This is a genomic window from Leptospiraceae bacterium (assembly GCA_016708435.1).
Taxonomy (GTDB): Bacteria; Spirochaetota; Leptospiria; order Leptospirales; family Leptospiraceae; genus UBA2033.
The window spans coordinates 275,874-298,192 of record JADJFV010000004.1 but is presented as its reverse complement, the minus strand read 5'-3'; the positions used below and the strand labels follow the sequence as shown (position 1 = coordinate 298,192).

General features: G+C 35.3%; 28 protein-coding genes and 3 pseudogenes. 18 read left to right on the top strand and 13 right to left on the bottom strand.

What is annotated here, in order from left to right:
- Nucleotides 1–3: 3 nt before the first annotated feature.
- The 3 genes from IPH52_09655 to IPH52_09645 all read right to left on the bottom strand — a co-directional run bounded on the left by IPH52_09655 (nt 4) and on the right by IPH52_09645 (nt 2,232).
- Nucleotides 4–1,362, bottom strand: a complete 1,359-nt coding sequence (locus tag IPH52_09655; protein MBK7055302.1) for a SpoIIE family protein phosphatase — start codon at nt 1,360–1,362, stop codon at nt 4–6.
- A 79-nt stretch (nt 1,363–1,441) separates the two neighbouring features.
- A complete protein-coding gene (locus IPH52_09650; protein MBK7055301.1) occupies nt 1,442–1,729 on the bottom strand; it encodes a hypothetical protein in 288 nt (95 codons plus the stop codon).
- Nucleotides 1,730–1,743: 14 nt separating this feature from the next.
- The gene (locus IPH52_09645; GenBank protein MBK7055300.1) at nt 1,744–2,232 is read right to left on the bottom strand and encodes a sensor histidine kinase; all 489 of its coding nucleotides are present in this window, start codon (nt 2,230–2,232) and stop codon (nt 1,744–1,746) included.
- A 114-nt stretch (nt 2,233–2,346) separates the two neighbouring features.
- On the opposite strand from IPH52_09645, the gene IPH52_09640 reads away from it, so the two are divergent.
- Complete coding sequence (locus tag IPH52_09640) at nt 2,347–3,225, top strand: lytic transglycosylase domain-containing protein (GenBank protein MBK7055299.1); 879 nt, start codon at nt 2,347–2,349, stop codon at nt 3,223–3,225.
- Nucleotides 3,226–3,268: 43 nt separating this feature from the next.
- Here IPH52_09640 and IPH52_09635 read toward each other — a convergent pair whose 3' ends face one another.
- From IPH52_09635 to IPH52_09595, 9 genes are all read right to left on the bottom strand, one after another.
- Nucleotides 3,269–3,667, bottom strand: coding sequence for an SRPBCC domain-containing protein (locus tag IPH52_09635; GenBank protein ID MBK7055298.1), 399 nt, complete (start codon nt 3,665–3,667; stop codon nt 3,269–3,271).
- 79 nt (nt 3,668–3,746) lie between these two features.
- The gene (locus tag IPH52_09630; GenBank protein MBK7055297.1) at nt 3,747–3,962 is read right to left on the bottom strand and encodes a hypothetical protein; all 216 of its coding nucleotides are present in this window, start codon (nt 3,960–3,962) and stop codon (nt 3,747–3,749) included.
- A 22-nt stretch (nt 3,963–3,984) separates the two neighbouring features.
- A complete protein-coding gene (locus tag IPH52_09625; GenBank protein MBK7055296.1) occupies nt 3,985–4,608 on the bottom strand; it encodes a class I SAM-dependent methyltransferase in 624 nt (207 codons plus the stop codon).
- Between the two features lie 191 nt (nt 4,609–4,799).
- Nucleotides 4,800–5,747 (bottom strand): haloacid dehalogenase-like hydrolase, encoded by a 948-nt coding sequence (locus IPH52_09620; protein ID MBK7055295.1) that lies wholly within the window; start codon nt 5,745–5,747, stop codon nt 4,800–4,802.
- Between the two features lie 196 nt (nt 5,748–5,943).
- A complete protein-coding gene (locus IPH52_09615) occupies nt 5,944–6,474 on the bottom strand; it encodes a hypothetical protein (GenBank protein ID MBK7055294.1) in 531 nt (176 codons plus the stop codon).
- Nucleotides 6,475–6,585: 111 nt separating this feature from the next.
- Nucleotides 6,586–6,765 carry a hypothetical protein gene (locus tag IPH52_09610; protein ID MBK7055293.1) on the bottom strand — a complete coding sequence of 60 codons (180 nt, stop codon included), beginning with the start codon at nt 6,763–6,765 and terminating at the stop codon, nt 6,586–6,588.
- A gap of 20 nt (nt 6,766–6,785) precedes the next feature.
- Nucleotides 6,786–7,010 carry a DUF2281 domain-containing protein gene (locus IPH52_09605; GenBank protein ID MBK7055292.1) on the bottom strand — a complete coding sequence of 75 codons (225 nt, stop codon included), beginning with the start codon at nt 7,008–7,010 and terminating at the stop codon, nt 6,786–6,788.
- A gap of 79 nt (nt 7,011–7,089) precedes the next feature.
- Nucleotides 7,090–7,386 (bottom strand): hypothetical protein, encoded by a 297-nt coding sequence (locus IPH52_09600; protein MBK7055291.1) that lies wholly within the window; start codon nt 7,384–7,386, stop codon nt 7,090–7,092.
- Nucleotides 7,358–7,642, bottom strand: coding sequence for a BrnT family toxin (locus IPH52_09595; GenBank protein MBK7055290.1), 285 nt, complete (start codon nt 7,640–7,642; stop codon nt 7,358–7,360). Before IPH52_09595 ends, IPH52_09600 begins: the two co-directional genes overlap by 29 nt.
- Nucleotides 7,643–7,737: 95 nt before the next feature.
- Here IPH52_09595 and IPH52_09590 point away from each other — a divergent pair, with 95 nt between their 5' ends.
- From IPH52_09590 to IPH52_09520, 15 genes and pseudogenes are all read left to right on the top strand, one after another.
- Complete coding sequence (locus IPH52_09590) at nt 7,738–8,325, top strand: MXAN_6521/LA_1396 family lipoprotein (protein MBK7055289.1); 588 nt, start codon at nt 7,738–7,740, stop codon at nt 8,323–8,325.
- A 255-nt stretch (nt 8,326–8,580) separates the two neighbouring features.
- The gene (locus IPH52_09585; GenBank protein ID MBK7055288.1) at nt 8,581–8,871 is read left to right on the top strand and encodes a transposase; all 291 of its coding nucleotides are present in this window, start codon (nt 8,581–8,583) and stop codon (nt 8,869–8,871) included.
- The gene (locus tag IPH52_09580) at nt 8,817–9,743 is read left to right on the top strand and encodes an IS3 family transposase (GenBank protein MBK7055287.1); all 927 of its coding nucleotides are present in this window, start codon (nt 8,817–8,819) and stop codon (nt 9,741–9,743) included. Before IPH52_09585 ends, IPH52_09580 begins: the two co-directional genes overlap by 55 nt.
- Before the next feature lie 318 nt (nt 9,744–10,061).
- Complete coding sequence (locus IPH52_09575) at nt 10,062–10,184, top strand: hypothetical protein (GenBank protein MBK7055286.1); 123 nt, start codon at nt 10,062–10,064, stop codon at nt 10,182–10,184.
- A gap of 370 nt (nt 10,185–10,554) precedes the next feature.
- Complete coding sequence (locus IPH52_09570; protein ID MBK7055285.1) at nt 10,555–10,785, top strand: hypothetical protein; 231 nt, start codon at nt 10,555–10,557, stop codon at nt 10,783–10,785.
- A gap of 524 nt (nt 10,786–11,309) precedes the next feature.
- Nucleotides 11,310–11,453, top strand: a complete 144-nt coding sequence (locus tag IPH52_09565; GenBank protein MBK7055284.1) for a hypothetical protein — start codon at nt 11,310–11,312, stop codon at nt 11,451–11,453.
- A 117-nt stretch (nt 11,454–11,570) separates the two neighbouring features.
- Nucleotides 11,571–11,792 (top strand): hypothetical protein, encoded by a 222-nt coding sequence (locus IPH52_09560; protein ID MBK7055283.1) that lies wholly within the window; start codon nt 11,571–11,573, stop codon nt 11,790–11,792.
- Nucleotides 11,773–11,955, top strand: a complete 183-nt coding sequence (locus tag IPH52_09555) for a hypothetical protein (GenBank protein MBK7055282.1) — start codon at nt 11,773–11,775, stop codon at nt 11,953–11,955. Before IPH52_09560 ends, IPH52_09555 begins: the two co-directional genes overlap by 20 nt.
- A gap of 185 nt (nt 11,956–12,140) precedes the next feature.
- Nucleotides 12,141–12,329, top strand: a complete 189-nt coding sequence (locus IPH52_09550; GenBank protein MBK7055281.1) for a hypothetical protein — start codon at nt 12,141–12,143, stop codon at nt 12,327–12,329.
- 132 nt (nt 12,330–12,461) lie between these two features.
- Nucleotides 12,462–14,199 (top strand): annotated as a pseudogene (locus IPH52_09545) (phospho-sugar mutase).
- A pseudogene (locus IPH52_09540) lies at nt 14,192–15,440 on the top strand (aminotransferase class III-fold pyridoxal phosphate-dependent enzyme). The pseudogenes IPH52_09545 and IPH52_09540 overlap by 8 nt, the downstream one beginning before the upstream one ends.
- Before the next feature lie 26 nt (nt 15,441–15,466).
- Nucleotides 15,467–16,501: pseudogene (gene leuB / locus IPH52_09535) on the top strand (3-isopropylmalate dehydrogenase).
- A 1-nt stretch (nt 16,502) separates the two neighbouring features.
- Nucleotides 16,503–16,931: a response regulator gene (locus IPH52_09530; GenBank protein MBK7055280.1), complete on the top strand. Its 429-nt coding sequence runs from the start codon at nt 16,503–16,505 to the stop codon at nt 16,929–16,931.
- Nucleotides 16,932–16,988: 57 nt separating this feature from the next.
- A complete protein-coding gene (locus IPH52_09525; protein MBK7055279.1) occupies nt 16,989–17,324 on the top strand; it encodes a hypothetical protein in 336 nt (111 codons plus the stop codon).
- A 76-nt stretch (nt 17,325–17,400) separates the two neighbouring features.
- A complete protein-coding gene (locus IPH52_09520) occupies nt 17,401–17,802 on the top strand; it encodes a hypothetical protein (protein ID MBK7055278.1) in 402 nt (133 codons plus the stop codon).
- Nucleotides 17,803–17,811: 9 nt separating this feature from the next.
- On the opposite strand, the gene IPH52_09515 is transcribed toward IPH52_09520, so the two are convergent.
- Nucleotides 17,812–18,717, bottom strand: coding sequence for an AEC family transporter (locus tag IPH52_09515; protein ID MBK7055277.1), 906 nt, complete (start codon nt 18,715–18,717; stop codon nt 17,812–17,814).
- 336 nt (nt 18,718–19,053) lie between these two features.
- On the opposite strand from IPH52_09515, the gene IPH52_09510 reads away from it, so the two are divergent.
- Both IPH52_09510 and IPH52_09505 read left to right on the top strand, forming a co-directional pair.
- Nucleotides 19,054–21,066, top strand: a complete 2,013-nt coding sequence (locus tag IPH52_09510; GenBank protein ID MBK7055276.1) for a PD40 domain-containing protein — start codon at nt 19,054–19,056, stop codon at nt 21,064–21,066.
- 12 nt (nt 21,067–21,078) lie between these two features.
- Nucleotides 21,079–22,248, top strand: coding sequence for a DUF1577 domain-containing protein (locus IPH52_09505; protein ID MBK7055275.1), 1,170 nt, complete (start codon nt 21,079–21,081; stop codon nt 22,246–22,248).
- Nucleotides 22,249–22,319 lie beyond the last annotated feature (71 nt).

The following is a 22,319-nucleotide window of genomic DNA, read 5'->3' as shown; positions in this document are numbered from 1 at the left end:
TCTTTAAACCTTTCGTAGCAATACTAAAGTAATATCATCATCTTGTAAATCTGTTTTTGACAATGCATCTTTAATTATATTTTCAACAATTTCTCTTCCCGAGAGGTGGCTATACTTAAGTAAACTCTCAATAAGTCTTTCTTGCCCATACATGTCAACGCCATTGTATTTTAGTTCGGTAATTCCATCTGTAAATAATAAAACTAAATCTCCTTGCTCAATCGGTATACTATAATTTTGCATATAAGCTTCAATGTCATCTAGCATTCCAACCCAGGTTCCATAAGTTTGGAAAACCTCTACTGTTTTTTTGGCATTTCGATATACGAGAATGTCCTGATGAGAACCCGCAAAATATAGGCTATCCGGAAATAAACAAATTCCAGTAATTGTCATATACCGGTCTACTTTCAAAAGAGCAATATTTTCTTTGATAACTTTATTCAATTCGATGAGGAGCCTATTTGGTTTTTCGGCTGGATTATTAGATAACACAGTTCGAATGCATGTTTGTGCCATCATCATAATGAGACCTGATTCAACCCCATGCCCGGAAACATCACCGATCAATACCCAAGGATTTTTATCTGTGCGAATTATATCGTAATAATCCCCACCAACTTCCGTGGCAGGAAGCATGGTTGCAGAAATTTCATAGCCACCCATTGTATCATCAGGAGGAGTTAGTGCAGTTTGAATTCTCTTTGCCACTTCCATTTCACTCCAAAGTGCATCCCTTGCCTCTTGAAGACTTTTTCTACTTTCAAATTCTTTTCTTACAAGGACATACTTTACATGATTAATGCTAGTCGCAATAACCACTGTTGAACTTAAAAAATAGAAATTATTGATTAGATTGTATAAATGAAAATCCTTTCCCCAAATAAAATTTAAGACCAAATACAAAAGCACGGTTGCCAATCCATTCAATGCAGAATGAATTGCTTTCCAGGGCAAAAGAAGATTAACCGCGATGATTACTAGATTTAGTCCGGCATAGTAGGAGGAATTGAACCCTCCCAAATCTACTGTCATTAAAACTATAGCAAGACTTGCGGCAAATGTAAACAAATATCCATGAATAAAGGAGTAAGGAGATGCTTTTAGCTTTGAAATTAAAACATATTGGATAATGATAAAACCAGTAGCAGCAAAACGATAGGCGGCAAACCAAGGTAGTAAATACTTCTCATTAGACGGAATTATGAAAATATCAAGAATAAAGAAAATCGGAAATAAAGTAAATCCTAAAGCAGTTAATATCTTTAACCAAGAGTGCAAAAGAGAATCTAAATAATCCGGAAAATTATCAATCGAATCTAAAGACTCTAATGTTTTTTGTGTAACAGTAGTTTGACTCATTCCAATTAAATTCCAACCACTTCAATTAAATCAGGTATATTAAAAACTCTAAGTGCCGCAAAACTCAACTCTTGCCACTTCAATCCCTTCTTATAATGAATTGTAATTTTGCGATTTTCTTTTTCGCACGTTCCAATTGTTTTACTATAGGCGTTACGGTAGAGGAGTTCATATATTCAAAGTGTGTAAAATCCATAATCATTGGTATAGTGTGGCTCTTTGCATATATAGCATCGAAAATTGGTGTTAAGAACTTGATTGGTTCTCTATCTTTGCTCTCACCGAGCCACCGAATGATGATTTGAGATTCCCCAAAATTTACTTCTAATTTTAGACGATTCTCTTCGTATGTTTTAATTTCGCTCATTTTTCCCTCAAAAATTAATATTGGTAAACAGCAGAAACTGCCAATAAATTGTTTTCATTCACATAAAAATCTAAGATTGACTGGCCTTCGTAAGCTATCCGAACAAGACCTAACCCACTTTCACCGTCTGCCAAAGTCTTATTCGAAATCTCTTTTAATTTTTCAACGTAGGCTTCGAAAGGATTCTGGTATCCACGAATCCATTGAATCTTAGCATCAAGCCTTTTTAAATGTTCTAGCTCCGAATCTTTGATTTGGTTTTTTACTTCGATTAGAATCCGGTTTCTTTTTTTTCTCAGTGATAGTTGGAAGGTTGATTCAGGTGTCGGAAAGTATCCATATTTAATTCCATTTTCTACTAACTCTGTTACCACCATTTTTAAAGCATCAAAATCATCTCTATTAAACGAAGGCTCGTTCAAAAACTTTTCTAATAAATCAGAAATCTTGTCCAATTCTGACCAATCAGGTTTTAAATCTATTACTAACGAATTCGATTCCATGTTTAGCATAATTCAATCGTCAGCCTAGTCTCTGAAAAAGGAGTGTCAAGAGGTTTTTGGAAAACATCTTCCAAAAGAGGTTTCCTAATTCTCATTTCAAAAAAACAATGCATTATGAAATCCTACATCCTTTTTTTTGTTTTCATTTTCCTATCCTTACAGTCATGTAACACTATAACAACAGGAGTTACTGAGCAAATTGTCCGTCCCCCTAAACTGCCGTCTAACGTAACCTTTGCAGGAGAAAGAGTTCCCCTAGAAGACCAAGATGTGCTTGAACGCTTAGATAGGGAAATGATTGTAAATCAGAATTATCACTCAGCAACAATTCTAATTTATAAAAATGTAAAGCGTTATAAAGAACCAATTGAGAAGATACTAAAAGAAAATGGAATTCCAGAAGACTTCTTTTATCTAGCTGTTGCAGAGAGTGCCCTAAATCCAAATGCAACTTCATCTGCCAACGCTGCTGGACTCTGGCAATTCATCCAAGGCACAGCAGAAGGATACGGACTAGAAGTAAGTAATTACGCAGATGAGAGAAGACATTTTATAAAATCCACTCGCGCTGCTTGTAAATACTTACTCGATGCCTACAAAGAGTTCGGCAACTGGACATTAGTCGCTGCTGCTTACAACAGAGGACAACGTGGAATGAAAGATGCTGTTACTTCTCAAAAGATGAATAATTATTATAAGCTTTATTTGAACCAGGAAACAGCCCGTTATGTATTTCGAATCATTGCATTAAAGCTAATACTGAGTAACCCACAAGAGTATAATTTTGATTTGTCTGAGAGTATACAATATCCTTCTTACAAATTAAAAATAGTTCCCGTTACAGAATCAATCCCTAGCCTACCCGACTTTGCTATTGCAAATGGAACTACCTACAAGGAGTTAATCCTGCATAACCCCTGGATTCGCACCGGCAAATATAATTTTGACATTCCTACAGGAAAGACTTATGAGTTTTTAATACCGGAGAAATGATAAAAAAAAGTAAAATTGTTTTCATCGGATATTAGTCCTCAGATTATTTCTTCGTAGAAATATAATTTTTCATCTTATCCCAATAAAATTCCTTCCAGCCTTTTTCTATGCCCGGGATTAATTTTTTAGGAACACCTCTATGCGTGAGAGTAAGCTCTGTTCCACCGTCTTTAGTAGGAACCAAAATAAACGTAGCCATTGAGAAAATTCCTTCCGAAAAATCACTTCCCCTCCATGCTTGCACAATTCTTTTAGCTGGAAGCAAATCTACATTAACCCCTGTAATATACCCATCATACGCAGAAAAATTTCCACCAATCTTATTACTGATAATCGCCTTTTCCCCCGTAACCGCCTGGTGCTTTTTTGAATTTGCTAGAAGTTCATAAATAACTTTGGGTGATGCTTTAAATTTTACTTTCTGTTTGATTGTCTTGCACATGGGTAGTCCTTTGTATTTTTTTCTTTAACGTCTGATTTTTTATAAACTTCCTTTCAAGCTAAGAAATTTTTATAGAGCCTTAGGTCTTCTTACTCTTTCTAACAAAAATTTTTGCGTGAATAAAATCTTCGAAGCTAAATTCTATTTCTTGCCCACAGTGTTTGCATTTACCATTTCCACCACCATAGAGTATTTTATCATACGTTACTTCACAATCAAAAATTATACTTAATGTTTCCGGTGAACCAGGAATTGTGGAGTCATAGGTAATAGAATTGCAGACATCGCAGGACATTGATAGCTATATAAACTAAAAATTATTTCTTTCGTCCAACGAATCGTATCACCGATCCTACACCATTATGAAACGAACCTTCACTTAGTTCAATTTCTTTTTCTATTAACTCAATGACTTCATAATTTGCAAAGTCGGATTTGATTTCGTCAATTGAGAATAACGATTGTATGTCTCTTGGTCCACCGACTTTTTCATTCTTAGAAATATATTCAAGGTGCTTCTTGCTGAATGCTTCAAAGATAACAATGCCGCCTTTTCGTAAGTATACATTGAGTGCTTTGTGGTAAAATGATTTATTCTCCGCTTGGAAATGAGCATAGATTAAAGCAACTGCATCAAATTCTTCCGATTGAAATTGCAAGGTTTCCAATTCACCAACTCGATAGTCGAGTGTAACTTTATTTTTTTCGGCAAGCTTTTGTGCTTTCTTTTTTCCTTCGACACTAATATCAAAGGCTGAAACGTCCCAACCAAGTCTAGCGGCAAACACCGCGTTACGCCCTTCGCCTTCTCCTCCAAATAGAATTTTTCCTGTAGGGAGCTTTTCTAATTGTTCTTTCAAATAAAGATTTGGTTCCTCTCCATAAGCAAACTCTTCAGCACTAAATCTCTCATTCCATCTTTGTGTCCAAGTATCAGTCATTTTTTGTTTTCCTTCTGTCTCTCATTGCAACAATATTGTGCCACTCTTTCTTTTGCAATCCATATACCTACAATGCTTCATCTCCGGTCTAGCTACGCTTATAGCTACGGTCTAACACCGGATAGCCACCCCAACTTACACCGCACAACCACCGAAGATATAAGCGTAGCTAGACCGGAGATGAGTAAACGTTACTTTATAGTCATTACATGATTCACAGTATAAAATAAGCCATCGTATTGAGTTGGAGATTTTCCACCATTTACCATGACAGCGATTGGTTTACCAGCCGGAAGATCTTGCTTGGCGATGTAAGATAAAAATTCTCCATCTGTATGATAGCTATTTCCAAAGCCAGCAAGAACAAATACATTTTTATATTTTCCTTCTGCGAGGACTTCGTTTACAATCTTTTGAACAGATTCTGTTTTACCCTGTGCGTAATTGATTGGAAATATGAGTCTATTCGTTAATTTTCCATCCTTATCTTCAACGTTAATTCCTCTAACTTGAGTAGGCGGTAGACTAACTGTTTTAGCCGCACCCTTTACAAAAAAATCAGGACTTGCTGAAATCACAAACACACGGAAATCTTTTTGAGTTCGCATATGATTAAAAATCTCAATACTTTGTTTAAAATAATATTTCTGAAATGCATTTTCAAACTGAATAGCAGAAAATGCTTCCATTTTTTTTCTATCTTGCCCTTTGTAAATTTGGGCTAGAAATTCATAGGCTACGAGATGTCCTTTGCCTAAATCCAAACGTTTATATTCTTGCTCAAAATCCTCAAACTTATCTTTTGCGAATACTTCTGAGTAACCGCCCTCGATAGCAAGCTGATCCATGCCTTTGTAGATTTGCTTTCCATCTTCTACTAGACCTTCGCTACAATCTCCTTTTAAAATCGTTCCATCAAAATCCCAGAAACTTAAAAAGAGACAATCTCCTTCATTCTGACAAAGACGTTTTCCATCTTTTTGGAATTCTAATATTTTACTTTTTGTATCTGATATCCGAGAAATAATTTCTGCGGCTTGGGTGTCCGGTTTTTGTGTATCTGTTTTTTTATTGCAGTCTATTAGTAAAAATAAACTTAGAATAAAAATGATTTTTGTAGCGATTGGTTTTATTTTCATGCAAAACTCCTCTGTTTAGGACAACACTAAGAATTTGCAAAGAAATCGTAAATCAATTTCCGAAAATAGTTATCCTTTACAAAAATAAAAATATTAAATAGGGAAAGATTTATATCTATCTCAGGCTTTGAAAAATTTTAGTATAAGATATTACTAATATATTTTATTACTGTTAAAAATTACTTAGCATTTGAGTTCAATCTATATGATTTGATTTATCTATAGGCGTATGAATGATATATTTATTAAATGCTAATTGTAAAATATAAGAAAATATCCAGTTGCCCAGAAAAAAGGTTAACGCTAAGTATGCGATAAGACCAAACAAGGCAAGAAAAAAAGATAGTAGGATTAATGGAATAATTAAGACAAATCCTGCTAAGCCGCTATTTGAAATTTGACTCTTAAAAAAATCACTAGCCCAGTTTGCAATTAATTCTAATACGAATGGTAAGCCGATGGCAGTAATCAATATGGTTAAAAGAATTGCGAATATTCCAATAACTATATATTGAAGAGAGCCTAGCCAGAGAGGCTTTTCTTTTTCGAATAGGTATCCCATCAAAATACAAGTAGCGACAAAGGAAACTAAGCCGCTCAGAAGGGGAGCCACCCAACTTTCATTGCCTATAACAAAGCTTAAAATAGAATGAAATATTCCACTCAAAAATCCCAATGCAAAAACATAAATTGTGGACTCTTTAAAAATTTGCAATTTTGTTTTCATTAATCCTTTTCCTTTTGTGCCAAGTGGCTAATTAGATGTAGTTTCTGGATGTGTTCTTTTACTGTTTCGTTCACTGTTGAATGAAAAATGATTTTTTCTTTCATAATATCTCTATTTTTTTTTCGAAATATCAAAATCCCATGGATTTACAATAGATAAATTATCAATCCACAAAAAATCTTTTTCATTACGGGTTACTAAAAATAAATTATTTGCGTTAGCCTCAAACCAATCTAAAACTTTTTTCTCTGGCTCATTGCGCATTAATTCAGAAATAACATTTGTATCCAATAGAAATTTTTAATTCATTACTAATTAAAGTTGATTGGATTTCTTACTACATTTCTTTGTGGCAGGACTACATCATCAAAGTTTAAATTAGCAAATCGCTCTCGGATTTTTCTGACGATATTAATTTGCTCTGTTGAATGCTTATTTTTTTTCTGTTCTAAAAACTCAGCAAAATCTAATAATTCTAATAACATATTGGGAGGTAATTCTTGACTAATTTTATAAACATGCTCGGCTATTGTCATTTTTTATTCCTCCTAAATCAGATTTTTATCCTATTCATTTTATTCTAATGAGTCAATCCATTTTTATATTAATATCCAATCACTTCTTCGATTCCAAATAATCTGTTAAGACTTTTTTAGCGAAAGATTGCCAGGCGGAATAACCTTCCGTATGCGCTCGCTTTTTTATTTTTTCTAAAAGGATATTTGAAAATCGAATGGAGATAATATTTTCTTTCAGAGTAGGATCTTTCTTGGGTCTTCCAAAATGTTTTGCTATTGCATTCTTAAATTTAGTATGCTGAGAATTAGAAACCTTTTTAAAGCTCTTTAATTGAGATTGGTTTAGTTCAGGCAGGTTTTCAAAATCATAACTCTTCCATACTTTTTTTTTCAAATTTGGTGACTTCTCTAGCGGAGATGATTTTGATAATTTCTTCTTGATTTTCTTTGATTCTGTAGCAGTGGACGACAAATAGAGTTTGTTCTTTTTGGGATCGACCGAGCGCAATGAATCTTTCTTCTTTGGATTGTGAGTCGTCTTTCGATATTCTAAGGAAGGGATCGCTAAAGACTGAGGTTGCTTCTTCAAAGTCGATTCCATGCTTTTTGATGTTTGCTTGGTTTTTATTTTCATCGTATTCAAATACCATAACTATACTTTCTGTATATACTAAAAGTATTTACAGAAATGTAAAGAGAAATTTTCTACTTGAAAAGATTCCCTTGTTTAGCAGTTTGTAGATATATGCAAAACTTATTTTTTGGATTTCTATTCGTATTCCTATTTACTCAGTGTAGTTCGATTCAGTATGTAAAAAAGTCTCCGAACCTTGCGGCGGATGTGACAACTACAAAACGGATTTTAATTTTACCTTCTAAAGACAACCAGATTTCGAAAGAAGAGAACGCAATGCTACATGATATAATGCGTCAAGAGATTTCGCATCACTCACTTTTTATTGTGTATAAAGCACCGGCGAAGTTTAAGAATGTTTGCTCTCTAAAAGAATTTCCTAAGATAGAAGGAATTTTAACCGCCGAGATGCGAGAAACTCCAATGGGCGGTAAATCAGAGTTTGCGCTCAAAGGAATTTTACAGAAATGTTCCAACGGTGTAGTGATTTGGGAATCTAAGGCTATAGATAAATTGCCTTTAGAGGCTACTGCGAATATGTCGCTCATCAAAACATACTCCGAGAAGTATGGCGAGAAAGTAGCCAAGAAAGTAAACGCTTATTTTCAATTAACAAAAGATTTGGTCGCTGAATTAAAAGGACCGGAGAAATTAAATGAAGAAGAAGAGTTAGAGAAGATTGAAGTGGAGTCGGAGTGACAAATAGCTGTCAAGTTAAGGAAATTAATTGGTAGGATAGGCATCCCTGCCTGTCCATTGAACGGGCAAGCAGTTGTTAGGGATTAATTGCGGATACATCAAATATACTGCTAACTATAGTCCTAGGTATAGTGGTAAGTATAGTCAGAAAAATCTTTTCAGTATTGTTGGCACTAAACTTACCACTATAGTTGATAGTATTGGACTACTGCATAAAAAGTGGACACGATTTTAGGTTTCCCAAAGGAGACCGAGATGAGAGTATACACAAAAGAGTTTAAATTAGAGTCAGTAAGACTTTACATTGCAAATGGGAAGAATAAAAAGAAGACAGCGCGGGAATTAGGAATAACCGCAGTAACTTTAAATAATTGGATTGGAAAATATATGAACGAATCATTGGACAAATCAAAAGAGAAACCCAAGAAAAGAGATTATGAAAAAGAATTGAAAGAGAAGGATAAACTCATTCAAAAACTTGAAGACGAGGTATCGATTTTAAAAAAGTCAATAGGCATTTTTGTAAGAGACCCGCAACAAAAATAAATAAGTTTTCTTTCATAAAAGAAAATGAAAAAGTTTTTGATGTGACAAAAATGTGTAAAGCGTTAGAAGTCTCACGAAGCGGTTTTTACAGTTGGTTAAATAGGAAAGAGAGTAAGAGAAAACAGTATCATCGTTTTTTAATTTCCTGGATCTTAGAAATTCATACTGAATCTGATGGAACTTACGGAGCAGAAAGGATTCAAGAAGGTCTATACGAGATCGGAATAAAGTGTGATGTTCGCGTAGTATCCAGGCTTATGAAGATCGCGAAAATAAGCAGTAAAATAAAGGCTGGATTTAAACCATCAACAACAGATTCGAATCATACTAATAGGATTTCGCCTAACCTTCTAGAGAGGAATTTTTATATTAATAAACCAAACCGAGTGTGGATATCCGATATTACCTACATATTCGTAGGCAATACTTGGATGTATTTATGTGTTATCATTGATCTTTTTAATCGAGAAATAATCGGTTGGCATTTTGATGATAATATGGAAACACCTCTTCTTATTAAGGCATTTGAAAATGCGGTTAACACTCGTAAACCTGAAAAGGATTGCATTTTCCATTCAGATAGAGGAGTGCAATATACAAGTAATGAATTTAGAAGTTTATTAGAAAAAAATAAAATGCGTCAAAGTATGAGTCGAAAGGGAGACTGCTGGGATAATGCAGTAGCCGAAAGTTTCTTCAAGACTCTAAAAGTAGAAAAAGTAAATCATATGAAATATGAAACTAAACAGGAAGCGAAAACAGATTTATTTAGATACATTGAAGTTTTTTACAATCGAAAAAGATTTCATTCAACTTTAGGCTTTACAAGCCCAGTCAGTTTTAGAATACAATATGAGAAGCGGATTGCCTAAATCTGTGTCCACTAAACATGCAGTAGTCCAGTATCTTTGATACGAAGGAAGGTAAACGGAAGAAAATAACTTAAAAAAAACACTTGCTTGTTTAACGAGAAAAAGATGTAATATAGAAATTGGAGTTTAACGAGATTAGCCCCTGGTTAGTGCATAACACGAATGGTATAAAAGAAATAGGACTGATGCAGATTTCGGAATTAGATGGGAAAAAGGAAAACTATGAAACTAGAATACTATAAGCAAAACAGATACACTATACATTGAATTTAAAGTTGGCACAGCCAAAACACAAAAGAGATTTCTAAGGACATGGTTTTGGATTTAGATGAAAATGGAAGTGTGATCGGAATCGAAATTGAATATGCGAGCAAACACTTAGATGTTCATTCTTTGCAAGTGAAAGACATTCTAGATGTAGCTTTTAAGGTGGCAGTCTGAAAAACTTATTCGGAATCTATACTCTTCCTATTATTCATCTTTAATTTCATAGGCAATTTCCCTAATAGCGGACGTTACCTATAGACGAATTTTTATTTCTATGATAACTTATTTCTAATAACGAATAAGAATAAAAGTATGCGGGAAAATTTTAGAAGTAAAATACAATTCAACAAAAAAAAATCTTAAGGCTAATCGCCATATTTCTCATTTCGCAAATTCTATGCTGTGCAAGCGCCAAACGGTATGTAGTCAATCGAGGGAATGATTTAACGGATATTGTTAACATTGGGGTTGAGAAGGATGTTTATGGATTATTTAGTATTAGTTGGCTGGAAAGATAGTGATGGCATTGGCTATGGAATGAGATATGGGCATATCGGAATATGCACCGGGTGCTAAAATTCCACTTAGAATTCGAACCAAAGATGAAAAGGTAGTCGGTTATTATGGAGATATTCAATTTCTTTTAGCTTATTCAGAGTATTATCATGAACCAATTAAACCTGAAAATATTAGGAGTAAAAGAAAACAAGTTAGGTTTGCTATGATGGGTGCAACTGGAATGAAAAGCACTCCACCCAGGAATTATACCTTATAAATGAACCAAGAGTCTTATTGTTATTTACCAATTGAACTATCATTGAGGATATATTATGGTATCCGCATTGGGTTTAATCTCATGAATTTGTCGATCTTCTTGCTGGATTTATCGGTTTCGATCCATTAACCGATGATATTGCGGAATACCACAACCTATTCGGTCGAAGAGTAATTGGGAAGATCAAATTGACTCTTTAGATACAAAGTTTATTGAAAGCATACCAATGGTTTCGATGGAAAAAAGTAAATATATTAAAAACAATCCCACAGAATTTCATAACTGCTATTTTATTCATACTTGTGTCCAATATGAAGCAAATAAATATAATAAAGTTTATTTAGAAGAAAAGTGTAAGCGCGAGAGTGGATTGTTCACAATAAATTCGAAATGTTTGCAAAGAAATATTGTAGGGTTTTGTCAATTCGCTAATTACGAAATGATATATTTAAGCAAAGATAATTTTTATTGATCCGTCGCTTCTTAGTAAAATTATCAAAGGAGATAGACCGATTTCTCCGCTTGTGTCTATTGCTCTTGGAAAATTCTTTGGTGTAGATGAGGCTTACTGGATTAGTCTGCAAGTTCAGTATGATTTGGGGATTACTAAATTAGAAAAAGATATTTTGATTCATTCTATTCGAACGATTGAGGAAATGGATGTCTGAGAAAAAGTTCCCAATCCGTATGGACGAAAAGGTGGAGAGAAACATCAGGAAAAAGTCAAAGAAGTTTTGCTGATGTAGAGAAGAGGATTCATTGGAGGCTTTGAAAAGTTTATCCGATTGATAACAGGTCAAGGACGATATATTGATGTCGTTGGTTTAGATCAAGACACAGAAATTCCCGTTGAGTTTCACCAAATTGGAATACAAACAAAAAAAGGCTTGCCTGTGAAGCGCGAAAGAGATGTAATAGAGGAAATTGAAAAATACAAAGATATTCGAATTGAGTTTCATGCTTACAATGCAGAGGAGGGAACCGAAAATGATGGGCAGACAAATTAATTTTTATTTAATGAAAGAAGATATTCTAGAAGTTGATGAATATATTCGAAAGAATGGAATGATCATTATCCCGAATTATACAAAAACAGTTAGCATTGAACCGCTAAAATCTTTATTAGATAAAATTCAACTCCCGGAAAATTTATCTCGTTACCGAGTGTAGCAGATCAAATAAAAAAGATATATAGATACTCAAAATATTTTACAATTGATATATTGGATTCTCCCGTAATAGAATTTTCTCAGCCAGGATATTATAATAATACCAATCAAAATGAGAGGAAGAGTTTATTACACAAAAGCTACAATAGGAAATGGCAATGCTCCTAAAAATGAACTCTTTCTAAAATGGCGGATGATTTTTTTAAATGGATTCGTAAGAACTTTAAAAATGTTAAATTGAAAGGCTATGAAGGTCTTTTAGTAACTGAAAGAACGAATGCGTGGCTAAATGCATCGGAAGATCGAGAGCTTTCAATAGATAATATATTTCCTGATGCAATCAAGAAAACGAATTATAAACAATTAGTAGCCTGAACATCTAGCAAATTTCCTTCACTTGACATACAGACATTCTAAAATACATTTGTATGTAGGGATTTTCAGAAATGGAAATCTACGGAGGACGTTATGGCTAAGAGCACAAATAAAACATTCACTAAAGAAGAGATGATTCAAGCATGGACTGAATCTCCTTTCTCTGCAGAAATCAGAAAGACAGCTAACGATGTGTTGGCGCAGTTTAAAAAGGAGAATCCAACTCCGAAATAGAAGCATTCACCATTCCGCTTGAATTTGGAACCGGTGGAATCAGGGGTGTCATTGGCTCCGGTATCGGTCGCCTGAATGAATACACCGTTGGACGCGCTGCTCTTGGTTTTTGCCGATTTCTAAAGCAAAATACAAAAACAAAAGACAACACTTGTCATCGCTTATGACTCTAGAAGACGTTCTCGCGAATTCATAGAAGTAACCGCTGGAGTTGCTGCTAAGCATAAGATCAATGTGCAAATCTTTCCAGTCGTTACGCCTACCCTATGTTATCCTACGCAGTGCGACGTTTAAAAGCACAGGCTGGTGTTGTTGTTACTGCTTCCCACAATCCTCCTGAATACAACGGATTCAAAGCATACCTTGCCGATGGTGGACAATTAGTCGCACCGATGATGCAAAGATTATTGCTTCCATTGATAATGTTTCTGATTGGAATGAAATTCCTCTTCTGAAAAAGACAGATGCGGATTACAAGAAGTATGTGAAGAACGTAGACAAAAAGGTATTTGCCGCTTACATCAAGCAAGTCCTTGCGACTCCTATTTACAATACAAAGCTCAAAGCTAAAGATAGAAATTATAGTATCGTCTACTCACCGTTACACGGAACCGGTGGAGAGTATATGAAGACTCTCTTAAACAAAGCTGGATACAAAAGAGTTTCTCTCGTTCCCGAACAAGAAAAACCAAATGGAGAATTTCCAACTGTTAAATTTCCAAATCCAGAAGAAAGAGAAGCATTGGCATTATCCGAAACTCATGCAAGAAGAATGGATGCACAGATATTTGTCGCTACAGATCCAGATGCAGATAGAATGGGTGTAGGGATTAGAAGAAAGGATGGAAGCTACGAACTGTTAAACGGAAATCAAATTGGAAGTATCATGTTGCGTATCTCTGAGAAAGTAGCAGGACAGAAAAATTTGGTTACCATGTATTTAAGACAATCGTAACCACCGAGTTACAAGAAAAGATTGCTTCTAAAAATAAAATCAAACTCAAAAACGTTTTGACCGGTTTTAAATTCATCGGAAGTGAGATGACCAAAATCGAAAAAGACAAAAAGAAAAAATTCCTCTTCGGTGGAGAAGAGTCTTATGGCTATTGCCTGTAGATTTACTTCGTGATAAGTTCTCTTTCTTCTACACTTCTTCTTCTCGAAATTCTAAGTGAGAAAAAGATGTTCTGGCTTACTTAAATGAAATTTACATGAAGTATGGTCTATACATGGAGTCTTTAAAATCCATCACTCTCAAAGGAAGCTGGAAAACAAAGATCAAAGAAAGTCTAGAGAAGTTGCCAACACAAACACAGAGTTAGTCAGTAGCACAATTGGTAAACGTAAAAAATCTTAGGGTTTTATAGATTACAAAAACAAAAGATGAACGGAGAAGTTCCAAAAATATATTCGCAGGACTTCCTTCTTCCGATGTTATCAATTAGTCCTTTCTGGTAGTGGGAAACTCACAATTCGCCCCTCCGGAACAGAGCCAAAGATTAAACTGTATTCCTCTTTTCTTTCCATCGCTCAACCTCATGCAGTAGATGAGATCGAAAGAATGAAAAAAGAATTGGTCGATGAAATCAAACAATCGGAAATTTTATTTGTAAAACTGGCAGGTTTAAATGAGTGATTTAGCAATAACAAAGTCAAGCTTTCTGAAGTAAAGAAAGATCAGCAAAATATTTAATCGGAAATTATGCTCCATACGATGTAGTTTTTAAATATGGGGCAGGTGAGGTTGTTGTTTGATACAAACAACAAGCGATACATTGACTGCTTATGTGGTGTTGCTGTAAGCAATCTAGGACAGAGTGATGCGGACATAATCGACGTTGTCCACAAACAAGCAGATATGCTTTCATACATCTAATTGGTTTTTATTCCAGAAGAGGCTTCTCTTCTTGCTACAGGTCACTCATCGCACATAGCTTTCCTGGAAAAGTATTCTTTTTTGTAATTCGGGAACGGAAGCAAAGCGAAGCAGCGTTTAAGCTTGCAAGAAAATATGCAGTATCAAAAGACAAACACAATCCGATCATGCTGAGCTTAAAACAAAGCTTTCACGGAAGAACCATTGCTTCTATGGGAATGACCGGGCAAGATAAGATCCGAGAGGGTTACGGTGATTTGCTTCTGGTTTTGAATACGTTGAGGTAAAAGCAGCGAAGAGTCTCTAGGAAGAAGAGCATTCGAAAAGAAACAATGGAAATATCGCTGGACTCATTTTTAGAATTGGTAATCGGGAAGGGGATAATTCCTCTTACCCAGAGCTTCGTAAATCTAGCGCGTAAACTCACTCAGGAAAATGATGCTCTTCTCATCTTTGATGAAATCCAAACAGGAATGGGAAGAACAGGAAAACTTTTTGCCTGTGAGCATTATGGTATTATCCCCGACGCAATGACTTTAGGCAAAGCACTGGGTTCAGGAATTCCGATTGGAGCCTTGATTGTATCAACTCCATTTGCAGGAGTCTTAGGTCCTGGCTCTCATGGCTCTACATTCGGAGGAAACCATATGGCGACTGCTGTTGCCTATGAAACGCTTCGTATTTTAATCAGCAGAGAGATTGTTGAAAATGTTCCTGCGTTGTCGGAGTTTGCCTTTACTAGACTGAGATTATTAAAAACAAAATATCCAATCATCAAAGATGTTAGAGGTCTTGGACTTCATATCGGAGTTGATTTTACAATACCTTCCAAAAGTATTGCAGTAGAATGCTTGAAAGAAGGTCTGATAGTCAATTCCACAGCGGATACCGTGATTCGAATCATGCCGCCGCTTAACATTGGAATCGAAAGACTAGACGAAGCATTACAAATTTTGAAAGGTAATAATAAACAGCTCATGGAAAAAAAATTGCAGTTTTAGCAGGGGATGGAATCGGTCCGGAGGTAATGCGTGTTGCCCTCTCGGTTTTAAAAAAGACAGTTGCGAAGTCTGGCGTTGAATTTTCTTTTACAGAAGCACCGGTTGGTGGAGCAGCACTTGATCTAACGGGAAAACCTTTACCAGAAGAAACATTAAAGCTCTGTGAAGCTTCAGACGCGATTTTGTTTGGCTCAGTTGGTGGACCTAAATGGGAAACTCTTCCTCCCGATTTACAACCAGAGCGTGGTGCGTTACTTCCTCTACGCAAGCACTTTGATCTTTTGCAAATCTTCGTCCTGCGATTATTTACTCCGAGCTTAGAAATGCTTCTCCTATTAAGGCAGAAATTATCGGTGATGGACTGGATGTTTTAATTTTACGTGAATTAACAAGTGGAATTTATTTTGGAAAACCAAAAGGTCGTGAAGGCTCTGGTCCAGAAGAATTTGCTTATGATACAATGCGTTATTCCCGTCGTGAGATCGAACGTATTGCGCGTGTCGCATTTGAAGCAGCCCGCAAACGAAATAAAAAAGTAACGAGCATCGACAAAGCAAACGTATTAACTACGTCTGTGTTCTGGCGGGAAGTAGTAGTTGCTCTTCATAAAAAGAATTTTCCGATGTAGAGTTAAATCACCTCTACGTGGATAATGCGGCAATGCAGCTCATTGTAAAACCAAAACAATTTGATGTTGTGCTCTGCGAAAATATGTTTGGAGATATTCTTTCCGATGAGGCTTCTCAAATAACCGGCTCCATTGGAATGCTATCGTCTGCGTCTTTGTCTGAATCTGGATTTGGTCTCTATGAGCCTTCTGTGGTTCAGCTCCTGACATCGCAGGTAAAGGAATTGCTAATCCAATCGCACAAGTTCTTTCCGCGGCTCTTATGCTACGATATTCTTTTTCGATGGAAAAAGAAGCCTTGCAAATAGAGAATGCTGTGAGAGAAGTGATTAAATTGGGCTTTAGAACTGGAGACATCGCAGAAAAAGGTGCAAAGGTTCTAGGCACAGAAGAAATTGGCAAAGAAATAGAAAAGGTTATCGAAAAAGGATAATATGGCTCAATACCAACCACAAGGAATCTCACCAAACGGAAGACCGTATAGCGTTATCATAGCGGAGCCGTCTAAATTTCAGTTAAAACAACTCCAACAAATTCTGGAATCAGAAGGTTACAAGATTATTGGAATCGCTGAAACCGGAAGAGACTTGATCAATATGTATAAGGAGAACCGGCTAGTCGATCTTATCTTCATGGAAGTGAGTCTACCGGTTATGGACGGTTATGCGGCGTTCTGGGAAATGAAAGAACAAGGTGGAATTTTACCTAAGATATTTTTCATTTCCGAAGAAAATTCTCCAGGCGTTATCAAAAGTCTTCTCGACAACGGTGCGATAGACTACATGGTAAAGCCAATCAAACGCGAGAAAGTTTTAGAAAAAGCAAAAATCGCCATCGAAAAAGTAAATCCTACTTTTAAGTAGGATTCTTCAATAAAAAAATATTGACATTATTGAATATTCCATTCAGGATAAGACATTATGGAACAAATCAATTTTAAATTAATTGCCGATACCTGCACGGATATTTTAAAGCAAACAGTTCAAGATACGAATATTTTTGACATTGAAATTGAGGAATTTTCTTCCAATAATTCTGAAATATATATAACTATCGGATATTCTCGTAACAGGTTCGTTGGCGTTGATGATGGTAACCCTTATCCTGATCCGAATGATTTTATTGAAGTCAGAAAATACCGAACATTTTACTTTGATCGTTCTAGTCTGGAATTTATTTCGATGGGAATAAGAGAAATGAATCCAAGACAAAATAAATATGGAAGGTTCACCACCATCAAGCTTAATTCTTTTTAAATTCAGGATTTATTAGATGCAAATATTGTAATCGAATATATTAACTGGTTATCAAACGTAAAAAACATATAGAACAATGGGAAAGTCTATTGATCCCAAAGTGGCTAATATTCTTTTGTCTTATCTAGATAAATACTTTCAAAAGACAAAAATTCATACTACTCCAAATATAATTACGGAAGTAACAAATATACTTGGAAATATTGATAAAAATCCTAAGAAGCTTTCTATCTGTTACGCGGAATTAAACAAGTTAATGAAATTCTATGATAATGAGATTTATATTGAGAGTAAAGCCGCATCGAAAATAGAATGCTTTGAAACGCTAGGATTAATAGATACTTTAATTTTTGAAATATTAGATAAGAAAGATGTTTTATTCTTGTCCTTTGATTTAGAATTGATTGCTTATTTAATTACTAAATATAAAAAAAAAGTAATGAATTTGCATAATTTATTACCTTATCTAGATACCTGATTTTAAAAATCAATACTGATTTAGTAATATTTTCCAAATCGGTAATGTGATTACCGATACCAAAACTCCCATCGCAATCATCATAGACGCTAGCTCTGGCGCCAAATCGTTATCAGCCGCAACAATTCCGCCTGTAATCATAGGAGGCATAGCTGCTTCGAAGACAGAAATCTTAGAAGCCATTGATGTATTCTTTAACAAAATGAAATAGAGCAAATATACGATCAGTGGGGCTAATACCATCTTTAGCGCTAAGCCCATGAGTAAATCTTTTTTTCTATTACCGATTCTTTTAGGACTAAATTGAAATCCTACACTGAAGAGTGCTAAAGGAGCAAGTGTATCGCCTAATCTAGATAATCCGCTCATAACAATGGGACTGAATGTGATTCCAGACAAGCCAAAAGCCAATGAGAAAGCAAGGAAAGGAGGAAAAGTCAAAATTCTTTTTAGAACTGTATGTATTTCTGTAGAAGTAGAAGATTGATGAAGAGCAATTGGAATTCCTACTAATGATAGAATTAAAAAGGTTCCTAGTTGATCGCAAATAATTCCGATGGAGTTAAATTCTTTTCCAAAAAAGATTTCTATCATTGGAAGACCTAGAAAAGAAGTATTTCCAAACCCGGCGGTTAACACCAAACATCCAAAAGTCTTAGAATCTATCAGGGAAAACTTTTTTAGAATAAATAGAATTGTTACGATTGATAGAAATAAAATCCAAGCCATACCGGCGGGTAATAAGAATTCGGCGGAGAAGCTAATGTTTCTAGTATAAAGCAGAATCTGAGCGGGCAGGGAAATGTATAAAATAAACGCGTTTAACGTTTTAGGTGCATTTTCAGGAATTCTCTTGGTAGTCTTTAAAAGAAACCCAAAAGTAAAGCATAGAATCAATACCCAAAGATTTTGCATTCATTCCATTTTTTTACTGTGAGGCGAGCAGGCTATCGTTTAGCCCCTTACCAGTAAGAAAAATTTTTTATACATAGCTCGACTGCTGCCGTGAGATCAATTTCATTAAGTTAAGGATTTTCCACCATACTTCTTTCTTAACTTAATGAAATCGGGCCTGATCGGGTGGAGTTAATTAGATGAATTACGACATAATTAATGATTCCCACCGGACAAAGCACTGATCTACCGCAAGCGTTGAATAAAGATAAAAACAATTTACAAAAATATAACCTTTTCTTAATTTTTTATTTCGATATTAAAACTATGAGATATTTATTAATCCTAGCACTAGCTATGTCTTCCCTATTCGCACAGGATTCTACTGATTCTGTGTCTACCCATTTTGGATTTCCTCTAAATACGCAAAACGTAGAATACAATCCAATCATCAGTCCCAACGGTCGATACATTGTATTTCAATCGAACCGTCCGGGTGGACAGGGCGGAATGGATTTTTGGCTTTCTGAAAATAGAAATTATAAAGATAGAACTGGAAAACCAATTTGGATGGAGCCGATCAATCTAATTGAGCTTAGTACTATGGGATTTGATGGACCTTTTACAATTCAGTTTGATGAAGAAGGACGACCCAAAGAAATCTATTTTACTTCCGTTCGAAAAGAAAATACCGACCGAGATAGTTTTAAAACAGGAAGAGATGGATTCAAAGGGTTAAATATCTATTATACGCACAGAGAGTCTCCTGCCTCTGTGGATAAATGGTCAGTTCCAATTCATCTCAATGATATCAATTCAGACTTTGACGATAGAATGCCAGCCATCTCTCCTGACGGCAAATACTTAGTATTCTCATCGAATCGTCCGGGTGGTTTTGGTGGATTCGATCTTTGGATTTCCGAGAGAGTAAATATTGCGACTGATCCAAATCCAAAATGGTCCCGTCCGATCAACATTGGCAATAAAGTAAATACAGCGTCTAACGAGATTATGCCATACTTTCACTTTGATAATCTAACTCTTTATTTTAGCTCAGACAGAAATGATGAATATCATAAGTATAATTTTTTCGGAATAGATATGGATGAACAGTTTGAAAAAGAAACTACCTTAGATAGAGCAAATCCAGCGAATACTCCGAATAAGGCGATTGTTTGGAAAGAAGTATATCGTCTTCCAAAACCATTTAATAGTCCAATGGACGATGAAGGTATTTCATTGACTCACGATGGAATCTGGGCATACTATTCTTCGAATCGAGATGGTGGTGAGGGGCTATTCGATATTTACCGAGCGAAAGTTCCAGAAGAAATGCGTAAACCATATCTGTTTGATTTAACCGGTTTAGTAATTGATGGTTCAGAGGAAACAATGATTGGAATTGCCTCTTCAATTAAAATATCGAACAATAAAGGCGTTGTTAGTATTATTACTTCTGAGAGAATTGGCGGAGATATCTCCAAAGATCATCCAAAAAACTTTGCGACTAAGCTATTTACAAATTCTCTTTATAAAATTGAAGTTTCTGCACCCGATTATTATCCAACTGAGTTTTCTCTAGATCTCCGTGGCTCCGTTGGTCAAAAAAAATCCAAATACGTAAAAATTGTTTTAATGCCAATTAAGAAAGACGAGGAAGCAGAGCCTCCTGCAAAAGATAACAAGCCTGCGGAAACTCCAAAAGATGCAAAAGATACTCCAACTAAAACGGATAAACCAACTATAGAAGAGAAAAAACAAGACGGTCTAATTGTCATACTAAGAGATCATAAAACGAAAAAAGAAATTTTGACTGGTTCCGTAACAGTATTTACAGAGACAGAAAAGAAAGGAATACAACTCAAGAAAGAAAAGGAAAAATTCCTATTAGCCGAGAAGCCTACAAAGAGTTTCGAGCTTCATGGAAAAGCACCTGGATATCAAGATGAGACTTTGATTATTAATGAGGGAGATTACACTCCATCAGGAAACATGACAATCGAAATCTTCTTACGAATGACAAAGGACTTTGAAAAAATATATAGCACTATCGTATATTATGAATTCAATGAATACAAATTAGCAAAAGAACAAATTAAATTGCTTGATAAGTTAGTGGCATATCTTAAATTGAATCCCCTAGATTTATTTGAAATCGGTGGACACACAGATAACATCGCTGGTAAGGAATTTAACCTAAAACTGAGCGAAAAAAGAGCTGAACTAGTAAAGGAATACTTGGTTTCAAAAGGAATCGATGCAAAGCGAATTACAACTAAGGCATATTGGTATTCTCAACCTCAAGGTGACAACGAAACAGAAGAAGGTCGAGCAAAGAATAGAAGGGTAAATTTTAGAAAGTTAAATTAGAGGATAGAAAAATTGGCACTAGATACAAAAACTAATAAAAAAGATTCTTTCAGACGAATGACAACGATTTTACAGGCTCCTAGGGAATGGGAGTCTGTTGAAACCAATGTTGATAAAATGTTAGAGCATGTATCTCAAAACTATCTATTGAAAGATCCCTTTATTAAACAATACAGCGGCAAACCAACAGTAACCATTAAACCTGCCATCGGAAAAAATTCATTCGTCATTGAGGTGATGAATGAAAATACACTTTCCGAAGATCGAGAAATTGTTTTATACAAATACGCAAGAGAAAAATACTTTGAGTTGCTCTTTGAACGGGTTAGCTCAAAAGACAAATCTCACGCTTGCACACTCAGGCAAGTAAAGATCGCAAAGAGAACTCGAAGAACAGAGCGTTTTTCTACAGAAACAAATCCTGTCCACGCCGGAAACTTTTTAGTGGCTAAGATTGATTTGGATATTAAGACCGCTCTCGGTTTTTCTACAGAAGTAATTTTTAGTGAAGTAGACAAAACTCTAAAAACCAAATATCCCCGCTCTAAGATTGTGCCTTTATTCAACAGAGATGATCTAAAAGAGGAAGAGGAAATTATTATTAAACATGGCCTTCCGCTTTTTATTACGAATACAGCAACAATGCAATCCTCTAAAGACATCCCGACCTTTGATTTAAAGGCTTACTATGAAGAAGAATTCTTATTAGATGAAAAGATTGCTGCATTGCGCAAAGATCTAATTCAGTCTTTTATTTATTATCCGATTATTTTTAAATCAGGTAAAGAAGATGTTGTGATTGGATACTGTTATAACGAAAGTCAATCTCCTATTACTCAAGGAAATTTGGAATACTTTGAAATCATCGCCTATACAATTAAAAAACGAATCATGGATTCAAGCACCGCTTCCATCGATGAGAAACAAAATATAGTCAATGTATCAGAGCAGGGAATTCTTTTAGAAGTGACTTCGGATTATATTTTTCAAGCACTCAAAACGAAACCCACTTTTTCAATGGACATAGTATTTAAAATGACGGTGCCAATGCGTTTTTCTTTAAATGCAAAGCATATCTATAAATTGGAAGATACTTATTACGTGGGAGCCGAGATTACAGGCTCAAACAACGACGAAAAAGGATTCGACAAATACAAGGACATTGTAAGAGCATTCAAATAAAGGATGAGTTGCAGAGACACGGTGCCTTTAGTTTGGGTTCCACTTGAGTAAATCAGAAAGAAAAATATCTA